Annotated in this window: 15 protein-coding genes and 1 pseudogene; all 16 read left to right on the top strand. The window is 64.2% G+C overall.

Translation table 11 applies throughout. The features are described from left to right. Positions 1-14 precede the first annotated feature (14 nt). The 16 genes and pseudogenes from ACFSM0_RS00250 (at position 15) to ACFSM0_RS00175 (ending at position 15085) form a co-directional block, all read left to right on the top strand. Entirely contained in the window at positions 15-1256 is a 1242-nt protein-coding gene (locus ACFSM0_RS00250) for an NADH-quinone oxidoreductase subunit D (RefSeq protein ID WP_377385427.1), read from the top strand. Further along, positions 1256-2248: pseudogene (nuoE, locus tag ACFSM0_RS17735) on the top strand (NADH-quinone oxidoreductase subunit NuoE); the annotation flags it as partial. The gene ACFSM0_RS00250 and the pseudogene nuoE, both read left to right, overlap by 1 nt. A gap of 616 nt (positions 2249-2864) precedes the next feature. Beyond that, the gene (locus tag ACFSM0_RS00240) at positions 2865-3452 is read left to right on the top strand and encodes a hypothetical protein (protein ID WP_377385422.1); all 588 of its coding nucleotides are present in this window, start codon (positions 2865-2867) and stop codon (positions 3450-3452) included. A 179-nt stretch (positions 3453-3631) separates the two neighbouring features. Next, positions 3632-4927: an NADH-quinone oxidoreductase subunit NuoF gene (gene nuoF, locus ACFSM0_RS00235; protein WP_377385419.1), complete on the top strand. Its 1296-nt coding sequence runs from the start codon at positions 3632-3634 to the stop codon at positions 4925-4927. A gap of 6 nt (positions 4928-4933) precedes the next feature. After that, positions 4934-5398 carry a hypothetical protein gene (locus tag ACFSM0_RS00230; RefSeq protein ID WP_377385416.1) on the top strand — a complete coding sequence of 155 codons (465 nt, stop codon included), beginning with the start codon at positions 4934-4936 and terminating at the stop codon, positions 5396-5398. After that, positions 5398-5682 carry a hypothetical protein gene (locus tag ACFSM0_RS00225; RefSeq protein WP_377385414.1) on the top strand — a complete coding sequence of 95 codons (285 nt, stop codon included), beginning with the start codon at positions 5398-5400 and terminating at the stop codon, positions 5680-5682. The genes ACFSM0_RS00230 and ACFSM0_RS00225 overlap by 1 nt, the downstream gene beginning before the upstream one ends. A 64-nt stretch (positions 5683-5746) precedes the next feature. Continuing rightward, positions 5747-7747: an NADH-quinone oxidoreductase subunit NuoG gene (gene nuoG, locus ACFSM0_RS00220; protein WP_377385411.1), complete on the top strand. Its 2001-nt coding sequence runs from the start codon at positions 5747-5749 to the stop codon at positions 7745-7747. 6 nt (positions 7748-7753) lie between these two features. Beyond that, a complete protein-coding gene (locus ACFSM0_RS00215) occupies positions 7754-8152 on the top strand; it encodes a hypothetical protein (protein ID WP_377385408.1) in 399 nt (132 codons plus the stop codon). 32 nt (positions 8153-8184) lie between these two features. Beyond that, positions 8185-9222, top strand: a complete 1038-nt coding sequence (gene nuoH, locus ACFSM0_RS00210) for an NADH-quinone oxidoreductase subunit NuoH (RefSeq protein WP_377385406.1) — start codon at positions 8185-8187, stop codon at positions 9220-9222. 1 nt (position 9223) lies between these two features. Then, entirely contained in the window at positions 9224-9490 is a 267-nt protein-coding gene (locus tag ACFSM0_RS00205; RefSeq protein WP_377385403.1) for a hypothetical protein, read from the top strand. Further along, entirely contained in the window at positions 9490-9981 is a 492-nt protein-coding gene (gene nuoI, locus ACFSM0_RS00200; RefSeq protein ID WP_097070347.1) for an NADH-quinone oxidoreductase subunit NuoI, read from the top strand. The genes ACFSM0_RS00205 and nuoI overlap by 1 nt, the downstream gene beginning before the upstream one ends. Beyond that, complete coding sequence (locus ACFSM0_RS00195; RefSeq protein ID WP_377385399.1) at positions 9978-10388, top strand: carboxymuconolactone decarboxylase family protein; 411 nt, start codon at positions 9978-9980, stop codon at positions 10386-10388. The genes nuoI and ACFSM0_RS00195 overlap by 4 nt, the downstream gene beginning before the upstream one ends. Then, on the top strand, positions 10385-10993 hold the full coding sequence (locus ACFSM0_RS00190; RefSeq protein ID WP_377385396.1) for an NADH-quinone oxidoreductase subunit J: 609 nt from the start codon (positions 10385-10387) through the stop codon (positions 10991-10993). The genes ACFSM0_RS00195 and ACFSM0_RS00190 overlap by 4 nt, the downstream gene beginning before the upstream one ends. A gap of 43 nt (positions 10994-11036) precedes the next feature. Further along, positions 11037-11345, top strand: a complete 309-nt coding sequence (gene nuoK, locus ACFSM0_RS00185) for an NADH-quinone oxidoreductase subunit NuoK (RefSeq protein ID WP_377385393.1) — start codon at positions 11037-11039, stop codon at positions 11343-11345. A 6-nt stretch (positions 11346-11351) separates the two neighbouring features. After that, positions 11352-13553 carry an NADH-quinone oxidoreductase subunit L gene (nuoL, locus tag ACFSM0_RS00180; RefSeq protein ID WP_377385390.1) on the top strand — a complete coding sequence of 734 codons (2202 nt, stop codon included), beginning with the start codon at positions 11352-11354 and terminating at the stop codon, positions 13551-13553. After that, positions 13553-15085 (top strand): NADH-quinone oxidoreductase subunit M, encoded by a 1533-nt coding sequence (locus ACFSM0_RS00175; RefSeq protein ID WP_377385387.1) that lies wholly within the window; start codon positions 13553-13555, stop codon positions 15083-15085. Before nuoL ends, ACFSM0_RS00175 begins: the two co-directional genes overlap by 1 nt. Positions 15086-15087 lie beyond the last annotated feature (2 nt).

Genomic DNA, 15087 nt, shown 5'->3' with positions numbered 1-15087 from the left:
GAAAGGTGAGGAGCATGGACGGCGACATCCGGCAGAATACCTACGACGACGGTTCGCATGACGTGCTGACCGGCGAGCAGCGCATCCGCAACTTCAACATCAACTTCGGCCCGCAGCACCCTGCGGCGCACGGGGTGTTGCGGATGGTGCTGGAGCTTGACGGCGAGATCGTCGAACGGGCCGACCCGCATATCGGCCTTTTGCATCGCGGCACCGAAAAGCTGATGGAAAGCCGCACCTATCTGCAAAACACGCCCTATTTCGACCGGCTCGATTATGTGGCGCCGATGAACCAGGAGCATGCCTGGTGCATGGCGATCGAGCGCCTGACCGGCACCGTCGTGCCGCGCCGCGCCTCGCTTATCCGGGTGCTGTTTTCGGAGATCGGGCGGGTTCTGAACCACCTTCTCAACGTCACCACGCAGGCGATGGACGTGGGCGCGCTCACCCCGCCGGTCTGGGGGTTTGAGGAACGCGAAAAGCTGATGATCTTCTATGAGCGGGCTTGTGGCGCGCGTCTGCACGCGAACTATTTCCGCCCCGGGGGGGTGCATCAGGATCTGCCGTCCAAGCTGATCGACGACATCGAGGAATGGGCGCATGAATTCCCGCAAAAGCTCGATGATATCGAGGGGCTGCTGACCGAAAACCGGATCTTCAAGCAGCGCAACGCCGATATCTGCATCATCACCGAGAAAGAAATCACCCAATGGGGCTATTCCGGGGTGATGGTGCGTGGCTCGGGGCTGGCGTGGGATCTGCGGCGCTCGCAACCCTATGAATGCTACGACGAATTTGATTTCAAAGTGGCCGTGGGCAAAAACGGCGACTGTTATGACCGGTATCTTGTGCGGATGGCCGAGATGCGCGAGTCGACCAAGATCATCCTGCAGGCGGTGGAAAAGCTCCGCGCGCCCGAAGGGCAGGGGGATATTCTCGCGCGCGGCAAGATGACGCCGCCGAAACGGGGCGAGATGAAGACCTCGATGGAAGCGCTGATCCACCACTTCAAGCTTTATACCGAGGGCTTCAAGGTGCCCGCGGGCGAGGTTTATGCCGCCGTGGAGGCGCCCAAGGGCGAGTTCGGCGTCTATCTTGTCTCCGATGGCACCAACAAGCCCTACCGGGCCAAGATCCGCGCCCCGGGCTATGCGCATCTGCATTCGATGGATGCGGTCTCGAAAGGGCACCAACTGGCCGACGTTTCGGCCATCATCGGCACGATGGATATCGTGTTCGGGGAGGTCGACCGCTAATGCTGCGCCGCTTGCATCATGAACAACCCGCGTCTTTCGCCTTCACGCCCGCGAACCGCGCCTGGGCCGAAGCGCAGATGACGAAATACCCCGAGGGCCGTCAGGCCTCGGCGATCATTCCGCTTCTGTTCCGGGCGCAAGAGCAGGAAGGCTGGCTGACGAAACCGGCGATCGAACACGTCGCCGACATGCTGGGCCTGCCCTATATCCGCGCGCTGGAAGTGGCGACCTTCTATTTCATGTTCCAGCTCGCCCCGGTGGGCTCGGTCGCGCATATCCAGGTCTGCGGCACCACCTCGTGCATGATCTGCGGCGCCGAAGACCTGATTGCGGTTTGCAAACGCAAGATTGCCGCGGAGCCCTTCGCGCTTTCGGCGGATGGCAAGCTCTCCTGGGAAGAGGTCGAGTGCCTCGGGGCCTGCGCCAACGCGCCGATGGCACAGATCGGCAAGGATTACTTTGAGGATCTGACCGAGGAAAGCCTCGAAAAACTGATCGACAGGCTCGCCGCGGGCGAAGCGCCGCAGCCGGGCTCGCAAGTGGGGCGGTTCTCGTCCGAACCCGCGTCCGGGCTGACCTCCTGCGCGGAGACGGCGGGCGGCAAGGAAAGTGCAAACGGCTCGGTGGCGCTCGCGCTTGTGGTTGGCGATGGCGTGAAGCGGATCGACGGCACCGAGGTGGCGCTCCGCGCGCCGTGGCAATCCGGCGGGCGCCTTGGCCCGATCGGCATGATGGGCACCCGTCCGATGACCGCGGCGCAACGTGCAGAAGAGAAAGCCGCCGCCGAAAAGGCCGCGACAGAGAAAGCGAAAGCCGAGAAAGCGGCTGCGGAAAAGGCTGCCGCCGAGACGGCGCAAGCCGAGAAAGCCGCTGCGGAAAAGGCCGCTGCCGAGAAGGCCGCCGCGGAAAAAGCGCAAGCCGAGAAAGCCGCCGCTGAGCAAGCCGCTGCCGAGAAGGCTGCCGCCGTGCAAGCGGCAGCGGAAAAAGCGGCTGCCGAAAAAGCCTTTGCCGAAAAGGCCGCGGCAGAGGCGGCGGAAGCCGAGAAGATCAGCAAGGCGCTGGTGGCCGCGCAGACCGGAACCGCGCTTGAGGCCGAAGCCGCGCCCGCGGCATCGGCGCCCGAAGCTGCCGCCCCCGAAGCGTCTCCCGCGGCAGAGGCCGCGCCCGCGCGCAAGGCACGTGGCCCGGTTGTGGTCGAGGTTGAGGCGGGCGAGGGTGTGCCGCCGCAGGGGCTGGATGCGCCCCGCGACGGCAAGGCCGATGATCTGCAGAAGATGGAGGGGATCGGCCCGGTGCTCGAGCGGATCTGCCATGACCTTGGCGTGTTCCACTTCGATCAGATCGCCCAATGGGGCGCGGAGGAAGTGGCGTGGATGGATACGAACCTGAAAGGGTTCCGCGGTCGCGTCAGCCGCGACAAATGGGTGGCGCAGGCAAAAATCATTGTTGAGGAGGGGCTTGAGCGCTTCCTCGAACGTGCGAAGACCAACGATTACTGAGTGGAAAGACTGGACTGACGAAAGACGAAAGAGATCAGATCAACACCAGGGACCGGGCGCCGCGTGAGGAGCGCTTTCCCGGTCCGGGATGAGGGAAAGGAAAGGCAAAATGTCGATGAACGACGCTGAATGCCAGACGAAAGCCCGCAAATTGGGAGGAATCCTCGGAGCTGCTGCGTTTCTTGCGCTGTGGCTGCTCGGCTCGACCGGGATCGGTGTGGCCTTTGTGGCCGGTGTGGTCTGTGCGCTGATTTTGGCGCGCACCGCCTGCTACGTGATGGGCTGCCTGCCCGAACCGAAAGTTCTCAGCCCCGAAGAGGCGCGCGCGCTGCGCAGCACCTCGCCGGTGGCCCCGACCGCTGCCGCGAAGCCGGCGGCTGCCCCGAGTGCCGCGGTGAAAACCGCTCCGGCGCCGCAGCCCGCCCCCGCTCCGATCGCGGCCAAACCCGCCCCGGCGCCCGCGCCGAAACCGGCCGCGCCCGTGGCCGCGAAACCCGCGCCCAAACCGGAACCCGCCCCGGTCGCCGTGAAACCGGAACCGAAACCGGCCGCAAAACCTGCGGCGCCCGTGGTGGCCGCCAAGCCGGTCGAGGCGCGCCCGGTGGAGCTGGTCGGGGCAGAGCCCGCGGCCTCTGCCGCGGCGCCCAAACCCGCGCCGGCGGGCCCGGGCGGCAAGCGCCGCGGCCGCAAGCGCTAAGCGCCGGAGCCCCGGCGCCGCATAACACCCGCCGCCGCTTTTGAGGCGGCGGGGCAAGGAACCCGGGCTTCGGCCCGATCCCGGTCGGATCGGCTCCGGCCCGAAGAGAGACATTTGCATCGGTGCGCCGGTGCAGCGCAGGCCGGGGTCCGGCCTGTGCGCTAACCGAGGGAACAGACATGCTGAAAGATCAGGACCGGATCTTCACCAACATCTACGGGATGCACGACCGCTCTCTGAAGGGCGCGATGGCGCGCGGGCACTGGGATGGCACGGCGGCGATTTTGGCCAATGGTCGGGACTGGATCATCGAGCAGGTCAAGGCCTCGGGGCTGCGGGGCCGCGGCGGCGCGGGCTTTCCGACCGGGCTGAAATGGTCCTTCATGCCCAAGCAATCCGACGGTCGCCCCGCCTATCTGGTGATCAACGCCGATGAATCCGAGCCGGGCACCTGCAAGGACCGCGAGGTGATGCGCCACGATCCGCATACGCTGATTGAAGGCGCGTTGATCGCGGGCTTCGCGATGGGCGCCTGCGCGGCCTATATCTACATTCGCGGCGAATATGTGCGCGAGAAGGAAGCGCTGCAGCGCGCCATTGACGAATGCTACGACGCCGGGCTGATCGGCAAGAACGCCTGCAAATCGGGCTATGATTTCAACGTTTACCTGCATCACGGTGCGGGCGCCTATATCTGCGGCGAAGAGACGGCGCTGCTGGAGAGCCTCGAAGGCAAGAAGGGCATGCCGCGGATGAAACCGCCGTTCCCGGCGGGTTCGGGGCTTTATGGTTGCCCGACCACGGTGAACAACGTCGAATCCATCGCCGTGGTGCCGACGATCCTGCGCCGTGGCGCGGATTGGTATGCCTCCTTCGGGCGCCCCAACAACACCGGCGTGAAGCTGTTCGCCATGTCGGGGCATGTCAACACGCCCTGCGTGATCGAAGAGAGCATGTCGATCTCGATGAAGGAGCTGATCGAGAAACATGGCGGCGGCGTGCGCGGCGGCTGGTCCAACTTGAAGGCGGTGATCCCCGGGGGCGCCTCTTGCCCGGTGATCCCGGCGCATCTGTGCGAAGATGCGATCATGGATTATGACGGCATGCGCGATCTGAAGTCGTCCTTCGGCACCGCCTGCCTGATCGTGATGGATCAGCAGACCGATGTGATCAAGGCGATCTGGCGGCTGTCGAAATTCTTCAAGCATGAGAGCTGCGGGCAATGCACCCCCTGCCGCGAGGGCACCTCGTGGATGATGCGGGTGATGGACCGACTGGTGCGCGGCGAGGCCGAGATCGAGGAAATCGACATGCTCTTTGACGTGACCAAGCAGGTCGAGGGCCACACGATCTGTGCGCTTGGCGATGCGGCGGCCTGGCCGATCCAGGGCCTCATCCGCCATTACCGCGAAGAGATCGAGGACCGGATCAAGGCGCGGAAAACCGGGCGCATGGGCGCGATGGCGGCGGAGTGATCTGAGATGGCGGCGGTTTGGGGCAGCTTTGGCAAGATCGGGGGCGGCGCGGTTGCGCTGGCGCTCGGGCTTTGCCCTGCGCTGGCCGGGCCGCATCCGAAAAGCCTTGCCAATGAGGGGCATGATCCTGCGCTCTCGCGCCATATCCGCATGATGGAAGGCGCAACCGGGGCGCAGGTGACCTATTTCAACCGCATCATGACCGGGGGGGTGGACTGCCCTCCGGGCGCGGTGGACAACGCAGGCTGCCTCCACTGGGACGGGCTCACCGCCTATTTCGAAGTGACGCTTGAGGGCGTGACCGAGCGCGATACGCTGGAGCTGAAAAAGGGGGTCATCTCGGCGATCGAGGCGGTTTGCCCCTCAAGCCGGGATCTCAAGCTGCGCGCCGCCGATGTGACCGAGATCGAGTCGTATTTTTACCGCATCGAGGCCGCTTGCCCGGTGATTGATGCGCGGGGGGGCAACTGATGCGGCTGTCTCCGACGCTTATGCTGATCGCACCGCTTGCGGCCTGCACCGCTCCGGCCCCGGCCCCGGCGCCCAAGGCGACGCTTGCCGCCGTGCCGGGCTACACCGGCAGCTTTGGGCCGCAAAACGCGCTTCTGGTGCGCCGGACGGCCCCCCCCTTTGGCTATGACGAGGGGGCAGAGGCAAAACGCGCCGCACAGGCGCTGTGCCGTGGCGCCGTGGCCTCCGGGCCGGAAGACAATTTCAGGGAGGGCCAATGGGTCTTCCCGGGGGGCTGTGCATGAGCCCCCAAGCCAGCATTCACCGCGCAGCCCCGTGCTGCGCCCGAGCCAAGTGACGGACGAGACCATGTCGAACACGCGCAAGATCATCATCGACGGTATCGAGGTCGAGGTCGATCCCAGCCTGACGCTGATTCAGGCCTGCGAGCAGGCCGGGATCGAAGTGCCGCGGTTTTGCTACCACGAACGGCTCTCGATCGCCGGCAACTGCCGTATGTGCCTTGTTGAGGTGGTGGGCGGCCCGCCCAAGCCGACCGCAAGCTGCGCGATGCAGATCAAGGACTTGCGCCCCGGCCCCAATGGCGAGCCGAGCGTGATCAAGACCAATTCGCCGATGGTGAAAAAGGCGCGCGAGGGGGTGATGGAGTTTTTGCTCATCAACCACCCGCTTGACTGCCCGATCTGCGATCAGGGCGGGGAATGTGACCTGCAAGATCAGGCGGTGGCCTATGGCGCCGATTTCTCGCGCTACCGCGAGCCCAAGCGCGCCTCCGAAAACCTCAACCTCGGCCCGCTCGTCGCCACCTGCATGACGCGCTGCATCTCCTGCACGCGCTGCGTGCGCTTCACCTCCGAGGTGGCGGGGATCAGCCAGATGGGCCAGACCGGCCGCGGCGCCGACAGCGAGATCACCAGCTATCTGAACATGACGCTCGACAGCAACCTTCAGGGCAATATCATCGACCTGTGCCCGGTCGGCGCGCTGACCTCAAAGCCCTATGCTTTCACCGCGCGCCCGTGGGAGCTGACGAAGACCGAGAGCATCGACGTGATGGATGCGCTCGGCTCCAACATCCGCATTGACGCCAAGGGCCGTGAAGTGAAGCGGATCGTGCCGCGCAACCATGATGGCGTGAACGAGGAATGGCTCTCCGACAAGGGCCGCTTCATCTGGGACGGCTTGCGCCGCCAACGCCTTGATACGCCTTACATTCGCGAGAATGGCAAGCTGCGCAAGGCGGGCTGGGGCGAGGCGCTTGCCGCCGCCGCCCGCGCCATGAAGGGCAAGAAAATCCTTGGCCTTGTGGGCGATCTTGCCTCGACCGAAGCCGCTTTCAGCCTGAAGACCCTGATCGAAGGGCAGGGCGGCAAGGTCGAATGCCGCACCGATGGCGCGCGGCTGCCGATTGGCAACCGCTCGGGCTATGTCGGCAATGTGGCGATTGACGAGATCGACACGGCGCAGGAAATCATCCTGATCGGCACCGATCCGCGCACTGAGGCGCCGGTGCTCAACGCGCGCATCCGCAAGGCCTGGGCGCATGGGGCGCTGGTGCGTGTGGTCGGCCCGGCGGTGGATCTGACCTATGATTACGAGCATGTCGGCACCGATCGCGCCGCGCTGGCGCATCTGCATGCCTCGGAAGGGGCAATCGTGATCGTCGGGCAGGGCGCGGTCTCCGAGGCCGATGGCGATGCGGTGATCGCGCATGCCATGGCGCTTTCGGGCCGGATGCTGATGTTGCACACCGCGGCCGGGCGCGTGGGCGCGATGGATGTGGGCGCGGTGACCAACGGCGGGCTTCTGGCCGCGCTCGAGGACGGCGTCGAGGTGATTTACAACATGGGCGCCGACGAGGTGGAGATTGCGCCCGCCGCCGAGGGCGGCCCGTTCGTGATCTATCAGGGCAGCCACGGCGACCGTGGCGCGAGCCGCGCCGACATCATTCTGCCGGGGGCGGCCTACACCGAGGAACACGGGCTTTTCGTCAACACCGAAGGGCGGCCCCAGCTGGCCTTCCGCGCGACTTTCGCGCCGGGCGAGGCGAAAGAGAACTGGGCGATCCTGCGTGCGCTTTCGGCGGAACTGGGCGCCACGCAGGGCTGGGACAGCCTTGCCGGGCTGCGCCGCGCCATGCTCGCCGCCGTGCCGCATCTGGGGCAGGTCGATCAGGTGATCGCCAATGAGTGGCAACCGATCGAGCGGCGCGAGATGGGCAAGGCCACGTTCCGGCTGGCGCTTGGGGATTACTACTTCACCAACCCGATCGCGCGCGCCTCGGTGGTGATGGCGGAATGTTCGGCGCAGGCCAAGGCGCGCCGGGCGCCCGCGGTGGCGGCGGAGTAACGGCGGATGCGCTCCTTCCTCACCCTTGCGGCGCTTGTTCCCGGCCTTCTGGCCGGGCTGGGCGCTTGCGCGCCTGCGGGCGCCGGGGCGGGGGCCGAGATCACCTATGGCGGCGTCGAGACGCGGCTTCTCGACAATGATCTCGTGGGCTTCGACGTGGCGATTGCGGGCAGTCACAACCGCGCGCAGGTCACGGCCTATGCCACCTGTGCCGCCGCGCAATATGCGCTGATCCGCGGCTACGGTTTTGCGCGCCATGTGCGCACCAATGTGACACGCGATGGCGCCGGGCTGCGGGCCGATGCCATCTATCTGATTTCCTCCGCACTGCCCGAAGGGCTGCGGACGATAGATGCGGAAGTGACGGTCGCCGATTGCCGCGAACGCGGCATTCCGACGGTTTGAAACGATGAGAGCAAGACGGGCTGAGGGACAACATGGCTGAGTTTTTCGCAACATCGCTGGGGACGGCCTTGCTGATGGTCTTGCAGGGCCTCGCGATCATCGCTTTCGTGATGATCGGGCTGCTGCTCCTCGTCTGGGGGGACCGCAAGATCTGGGCCGCCGTGCAGTTGCGCCGCGGTCCGAACGTGGTGGGCGCCTTCGGTCTGCTGCAATCGGTGGCCGACGCCGCGAAATACGTCTTCAAGGAGATCGTGGTTCCGGCGGGCTCGGACAAGTTCGTCTATTTCCTTGCGCCGATGCTGAGCCTCGTGCTTGCGCTGCTGGCCTGGGTGGTGATCCCGTTCAACGAAGGCTGGGTGATGGCGGATATCAACGTCGCCGTGCTCTTCGTCTTCGCCGCCTCCTCGCTTGAGGTTTACGGCGTGATCATGGGCGGCTGGGCCTCGAACTCGAAATACCCGTTCCTCGGCTCGCTGCGCTCGGCCGCGCAGATGATCTCTTATGAGGTCTCGATGGGCCTGATCATCATCGGCGTGATCCTCTCGACCGGCTCGATGAACCTGTCGGCCATTGTCGAGGCGCAGCGCGGCTCCTTTGGCCTTCTGAACTGGTACTGGATCCCGCATCTGCCGATGGTGTTCATGTTCTTCATCTCGGCGCTGGCAGAAACCAACCGCCCGCCGTTTGACCTGCCGGAAGCGGAATCCGAACTCGTTGCGGGCTTCATGGTGGAATACAGCTCCACCCCCTATCTGCTCTTCATGGCGGGCGAATATATCGCCATGTGGCTGATGTGTGCGCTGACCTCGGTGCTGTTCTTCGGCGGCTGGCTCTCGCCCATCCCCGGCATTCCCGATGGTGCGCTGTGGATGTTTGGCAAGATGGTGCTGGTGTTCTTCGCCTTCGCCATGGTGAAGGCGATTGTGCCGCGCTACCGCTATGACCAACTGATGCGGATCGGCTGGAAAGTGTTCCTGCCGCTCTCGCTCGGCTGGGTCGTGATCGTGGCCTTCCTTGCAAAATTCGAACTTTTCGGCGGCTTCTGGGCGCGCTGGGTGATTGGGGGGTAACGTGATTCACGATCCGACACGCGAAACACTGACGTTGACGCTGGACGGCCGAAAGGTGCGGTTGGTGCCGACGATCATCGAGGGCTACACGCTCGAAATTGACGGCAAGAACGTCACCTCCTTCCTGTCGCATTCCCCCCCCATGCTGCGCGCAGTGGCGTCGCTCGAGGCGCAGGGAGAATTCGGCGTGGGCGATCTGGAACTGGCGTCCGACCGCAAGAAATGGGCCGTGTCGGGCGGCTCGGGCAAACCTGCAGGGAAAGACTGATGGCTTTCGATTACGTTCGCGCGGCGAAATATTTCGTCCTGTGGGACTTCATCAAAGGGTTCGCGCTGGGGATGCGCTACTTCGTGGCGCCCAAGCCCACGCTGAACTATCCCCATGAAAAAGGGCCGCTTTCGCCCCGGTTCCGCGGCGAGCATGCGCTGCGGCGCTACCCCAATGGCGAGGAACGCTGCATCGCGTGCAAATTGTGCGAGGCGATCTGCCCCGCGCAGGCGATCACCATTGATGCCGAGCCGCGCGAGGATGGCTCGCGCCGCACCACGCGCTATGACATCGACATGACGAAATGCATCTACTGCGGCTACTGCCAGGAGGCCTGCCCGGTCGATGCCATCGTCGAGGGGCCGAACTTCGAATATGCCACCGAGACGCGCGAGGAGCTGTTCTACGACAAGGCGAAGCTCCTTGAGAACGGCGCGCGCTGGGAGGCCGAGATCGCCCGCAACATCGAGATGGATGCGCCCTACAGATGACCGCGGATTTTCAGAAGCTTTTCAGTGCGATGCTTGATCAGGGGGCGGAAATGGCCCGGCTGTTCAACCCGGCTTTGGAGAGCTTCAATCCCAAGGCGTTCGAGAAGCTCTTTCCGACCATGCCGGCCGAGATGCTGGAAATGTGGTTTGGCAAGACCTTCAACCGGGATGGGCTCGACGCCCGCACCCGGCTTCTGGTCACGCTGGCCGGGCAGGTGACGCTCGGCGCGCAGGCGGAGGCGCCGATGCGGCTGACCATCCGCCACGCGCTGGAGGCGGGCGCGACCGAGCGGGAGATCGCAGAGGTGATCTTCCAGATGAGCATGTTCGGCGGCGTGCCCGCCATGACCAAGGCGCTGGAGCTCGCGCGCGAGGTCTTCGACGAGAAATCGGGAGAAAACACATGACGGTGTTCGTATTCGCCTTCTACCTCTTCGCCGTGGTGGCGGTGGTGGCCGGGCTCATGGTGGTTCTCTCGAAGAACCCCGTGCATTCGGTGCTCTGGCTGATCCTCACCTTCCTCTCGGCGGCGGGCCTGTTCGTGCTGATGGGGGCCGAGTTCGTCGCCATGCTGCTGATCATCGTCTATGTCGGCGCGGTGGCGGTGCTGTTCCTCTTCGTGGTGATGATGCTCGATGTCGATTTTGCCGCGTTGCGCGGGCAGATGGTGCGCTACGCGCCCTTCGGCGCGCTGATCGCGGTGGTGATGCTCGCCGAACTCGGCACCGGCTTGGCCGCCTGGCAGACCGCCGGCAAGGCCGATGCGCTTCATGCCGCGCCGATTGCCACGGATGTGGAAAACAGCCGTGCGCTCGGCATGATCCTTTATGACCAATACCTCTTCCTCTTCCAGGGCGCAGGGCTGGTGCTGCTGGTGGCGATGATCGGGGCGATCTTGCTCACGCTGCGCCATCGCACCGATGTCAAGCGTCAGAACGTGATCGCGCAGATGCACCGTGACCCGGCGCAGGCGCTGGAGATGATCGACGTCAAACCGGGGCAGGGGCTGTGAGACAAGAACAAGCGAAAACGGGGTCGGGCCCGGAGGGAAAGCGATGACGATCGGATTGGAACATTACCTGAGCGTGGCGGCGATCCTGTTCGTCACCGGCATCTTCGGCATCTTCGTCAACCGCAAGAACGTGATCGTCATCCTGATGTCGATCGAACTCATGCTGCTCGCCGTGAACATCAACTTCGTCGCCTTCTCGACCCATCTGGGGGATCTGGTGGGGCAGGTGTTCACGATGTTCGTGCTGACCGTGGCCGCCGCCGAGGCGGCAATCGGCCTTGCGATCCTTGTGGTCTTCTTCCGCAACCGTGGCTCGATCGCGGTCGAAGATGTCAACGTGATGAAGGGATAAGGACCGATGACCACGATCATTCTTCTGGCCCCCCTTCTGGGTGCGCTGCTCGGCGGCTTCGGCTGGCGCTTCATCGGCGAGAAGGGCGCGATGCTGGTGACCACCGGCCTGCTGTTCCTCTCCTGCCTCATGAGCTGGTGGGTGTTCCTCACCCTCGGCGCAGAGACCCAGCACGTTCACCTGCTCGACTGGATCCAGTCCGGCACGCTCGACACCGCCTGGGCGATCCGGCTTGACCGGCTCACAGCGATCATGCTGATCGTGGTCACCACCGTCTCCGCCTTCGTGCACCTCTATTCCTGGGGTTACATGGCGCATGACGACAACTGGGGCCACCATGAGAGCTACAAGGCCCGGTTCTTCGCCTATCTCTCCTTCTTCACCTTCGCCATGCTGATGCTGGTGACGGCCGACAACCTCGTGCAGATGTTCTTCGGCTGGGAGGGTGTGGGTCTCGCCTCTTACCTGCTGATCGGCTTTTACTACAAGAAACCCTCGGCCAATGCCGCGGCGATCAAGGCCTTTGTCGTCAACCGGATCGGGGACTTCGGCTTCTCGCTTGGCATCTTCGGGCTTTTCTTCCTGACCGACAGCATCTCGATGGACACGGTCTTTGCGGCGGGGCCGGAGCTTGCGCAAACGCAACTCCACTTCCTCTGGGCCGATTTCAACGCCGCGAACCTGATCGCGATCCTGCTCTTCATCGGCGCGATGGGCAAATCGGCGCAGCTTTTCCTGCACACCTGGCTGCCGGATGCGATGGAAGGCCCGACCCCGGTTTCGGCCCTGATCCACGCCGCGACGATGGTGACGGCGGGGGTGTTCCTCGTCTGCCGGATGTCGCCGATTTTCGAATATGCGCCCGAAGCCAAGATGATGGTGGTCTACGTTGGCGCGGCCACGGCCTTCTTTGCCGCGACCGTGGGGCTTGTGCAAAACGACATCAAGCGCGTGATCGCCTATTCGACCTGCTCGCAGCTGGGCTACATGTTCGTGGCGGCAGGGGTTGGCGTTTACTCCGCGGCGATGTTCCACCTGCTGACGCATGCGTTCTTCAAGGCGATGCTGTTTCTCGGCGCGGGCTCGGTGATCCATGCGATGCACCACGAGCAGGACATGCGCAACTATGGCGGCCTGCGGAAGAAAATTCCCTTCACCTTCTGGATCATGATGATCGGCACCTTCGCCATCACCGGTGTGGGCGTGCCCTTTGTGACGCTTTTCGATGTGCCGCTCGGCTTTGCCGGCTATCTCTCGAAAGACGCTATCATCGAGAGCGCCTTTGCCTCCGGCTCGGGCTTTGCCTTCTGGGCGCTCGTGATCGCGGCGGGGATGACCTCGTTCTACTCCTGGCGGCTCATTTTCCTGACCTTCTACGGCAAGGCGCGCGGCGATCATCACGCCCATGACCATGCCCATGAAAGCCCGCCCGTGATGCTGGTGCCGCTTGGCGCGCTCGCGGTGGGGGCGGTGCTCGCGGGAATGGTGTTCTACCCCTCCTTCTTCGGCGAGAAGGTGAATGCCTTCTTCAACCTGCCGGTGGCCGCGCATGCGACCGCGCACGGCACCGAGCAGGTGGCCGAGCACGGGGCGGAAGCGGTTGACCATGCAATGGTGGAGCCCTCCGCGGCAATGGAAAACCAGGAAGCCGCGATGGCGGGGACCATGGCCGAGCACGGGACGGAAGCGGAGAGCGCCGAGATCGCCGAGGCAGATCACGACGCGCAGGCGCGCAATGTCGTTGCCGTGGCGCCGCAGGGGGCGATCTTCATGGCGCCCACGAACCATGTGATGCACGAAGCCCATGGCGTGCCCGCCTGGGTCAAGGTTTCGCCCTTCATCGCCATGGTCGCGGGCTTTGCGCTGGCGTGGCTCTACTACATCGCGGCGCCGAGCTTGCCGGCCCGCACCGCCAATGCCGTTCCGGTGCTCTATCGGTTCGTGCTCAACAAATGGTACTTCGACGAGCTTTACGACATGATTTTCGTGAACCCTGCCAAGGCGCTTGGCCGGATGTTGTGGAAAGGCGGTGACGGTGCGGTGATCGACGGTGCGATCAACGGGCTCGCGCTCGGCTGGATCCCGTTCTTCACCCGCGTCGCGGCCCGCGTGCAATCGGGCTACCTGTTCCACTACGCGCTCGCCATGGTGCTCGGCATCGTCGCGCTCATGGCCTGGGTGATGCAAACCGCCGGGGGGATGAACTGATGGAAAACCTCCTTTCGATCATCACCTTCATGCCGCTTGCCGCGGCGCTCATTCTCGCCGTTGTCTCCCGCTCGGGCTCCGAGGCGGCGGATCGCAACGCGAAATGGCTCGCCCTCACCGCCACTTCGGTGACCTTCCTCGTCTCGCTCTTCCTGCTCGCGGGCTTTGATGCCAATGATACGGGGATGCAGTTCGTCGAGGACCGCGACTGGATCATGGGGCTGCATTACAAGCTCGGGGTGGACGGGATCTCGATCCTCTTCGTGCTGCTCACCACCTTCCTGATGCCGCTCACCATCGCCTCGGCCTGGCATGTGGAAAGCCGCGTCAAGGAATACATGATCGCGTTTCTGGTGCTCGAAACGCTGATGATCGGCGTTTTCGTGGCGCTCGATCTTGTGCTCTTCTACCTCTTCTTCGAGGCGGGCCTCATCCCGATGTTCCTGATCATCGGTATCTGGGGCGGCAAGGACCGGATCTACGCCAGCTTCAAGTTCTTCCTCTACACCTTCCTCGGCTCGGTGCTGATGCTGGTGGCGATGGTGGCGATGTACATGATGGCGGGCACCACCGACATCGTGCAGCTGATGGCCTTCCAGTTCCCGCATGACGATCTGCCCTATCTGCGCTACCTGCTGCCGGGCGGTGTTCAAACGCTCCTGTTCCTCGCCTTCTTCGCCTCCTTCGCGGTGAAAATGCCGATGTGGCCGGTGCACACCTGGCTGCCCGATGCCCACGTGCAGGCGCCCACCGCGGGCTCGGTCGTGCTGGCGGCGGTGCTTTTGAAAATGGGCGGCTACGGCTTCCTGCGCTTCTCGCTGCCGATGTTCCCGATCGGCTCGGAGGTGATGACGGGCTTTGTCTTCACCCTCTCGGCCATCGCCATCATCTACACCTCGCTTGTCGCTCTGGCGCAGGCAGACATGAAGAAGCTGATCGCCTATTCCTCCGTTGCCCACATGGGCTATGTGACGATGGGGATCTTCACCGCGAACCAGCAGGGCGTGGATGGCGCGATCTTCCAGATGCTGAGCCACGGCTTTATCTCCGGGGCGCTCTTCCTCTGCGTTGGCGTGATCTATGACCGCATGCACACCCGCGAGATCGACGCTTACGGCGGCCTCGTGAACCGGATGCCGGCCTATGCGCTCGTCTTCATGTTCTTCACCATGGCCAACGTCGGGCTGCCGGGCACCTCGGGCTTCATCGGCGAGTTCCTGACGCTGATCGGCATCTTCCAGGTCAACACCTGGGTGGCCTTGTTTGCCACCTCGGGCGTGATCCTCTCGGCGGCCTATGCGCTCTGGCTTTATCGCCGCGTGGTGCTGGGCGAGCTGATCAAGGAAAGCCTGAAGACGATCACCGACATGAGCCTGCGCGAAAAAGCGATCTTCGCGCCGCTCGTTGCGATGACATTGCTCCTCGGGATCTATCCGAGCCTTGTGACCGGGCTGATCGGGCCGTCTGTCGCCAATCTGGTGCAAAACTACCATGCCGAGCTGAACGCAGCCGCGGCGCTTGCGGGCAATTGAGG

Origin of the sequence: Rhodobacter lacus (assembly GCF_042683065.1) — a bacterium.
Lineage (GTDB): Bacteria > Pseudomonadota > Alphaproteobacteria > Rhodobacterales > Rhodobacteraceae > Rhodobacter > Rhodobacter lacus.
The sequence above is the reverse complement of the archived record's forward strand: the minus strand, read 5'-3'. Positions and strand labels throughout refer to the sequence as shown.

Coding starts and splice junctions, on each gene's coding strand:
- nuoF (WP_377385419.1), top strand. CDS start 3,632: ATGCTGAAAGATCAGGACCGGATCTTCACCAACATCTACGGGATGCAC.
- nuoL (WP_377385390.1), top strand. CDS start 11,352: ATGACCACGATCATTCTTCTGGCCCCCCTTCTGGGTGCGCTGCTCGGC.
- ACFSM0_RS00240 (WP_377385422.1), top strand. CDS start 2,865: ATGTCGATGAACGACGCTGAATGCCAGACGAAAGCCCGCAAATTGGGA.
- nuoK (WP_377385393.1), top strand. CDS start 11,037: ATGACGATCGGATTGGAACATTACCTGAGCGTGGCGGCGATCCTGTTC.
- nuoG (WP_377385411.1), top strand. CDS start 5,747: ATGTCGAACACGCGCAAGATCATCATCGACGGTATCGAGGTCGAGGTC.
- ACFSM0_RS00190 (WP_377385396.1), top strand. CDS start 10,385: ATGACGGTGTTCGTATTCGCCTTCTACCTCTTCGCCGTGGTGGCGGTG.
- ACFSM0_RS00230 (WP_377385416.1), top strand. CDS start 4,934: ATGGCGGCGGTTTGGGGCAGCTTTGGCAAGATCGGGGGCGGCGCGGTT.
- nuoI (WP_097070347.1), top strand. CDS start 9,490: ATGGCTTTCGATTACGTTCGCGCGGCGAAATATTTCGTCCTGTGGGAC.
- ACFSM0_RS00225 (WP_377385414.1), top strand. CDS start 5,398: ATGCGGCTGTCTCCGACGCTTATGCTGATCGCACCGCTTGCGGCCTGC.
- ACFSM0_RS00175 (WP_377385387.1), top strand. CDS start 13,553: ATGGAAAACCTCCTTTCGATCATCACCTTCATGCCGCTTGCCGCGGCG.
- ACFSM0_RS00250 (WP_377385427.1), top strand. CDS start 15: ATGGACGGCGACATCCGGCAGAATACCTACGACGACGGTTCGCATGAC.
- ACFSM0_RS00195 (WP_377385399.1), top strand. CDS start 9,978: ATGACCGCGGATTTTCAGAAGCTTTTCAGTGCGATGCTTGATCAGGGG.
- ACFSM0_RS00215 (WP_377385408.1), top strand. CDS start 7,754: ATGCGCTCCTTCCTCACCCTTGCGGCGCTTGTTCCCGGCCTTCTGGCC.
- nuoH (WP_377385406.1), top strand. CDS start 8,185: ATGGCTGAGTTTTTCGCAACATCGCTGGGGACGGCCTTGCTGATGGTC.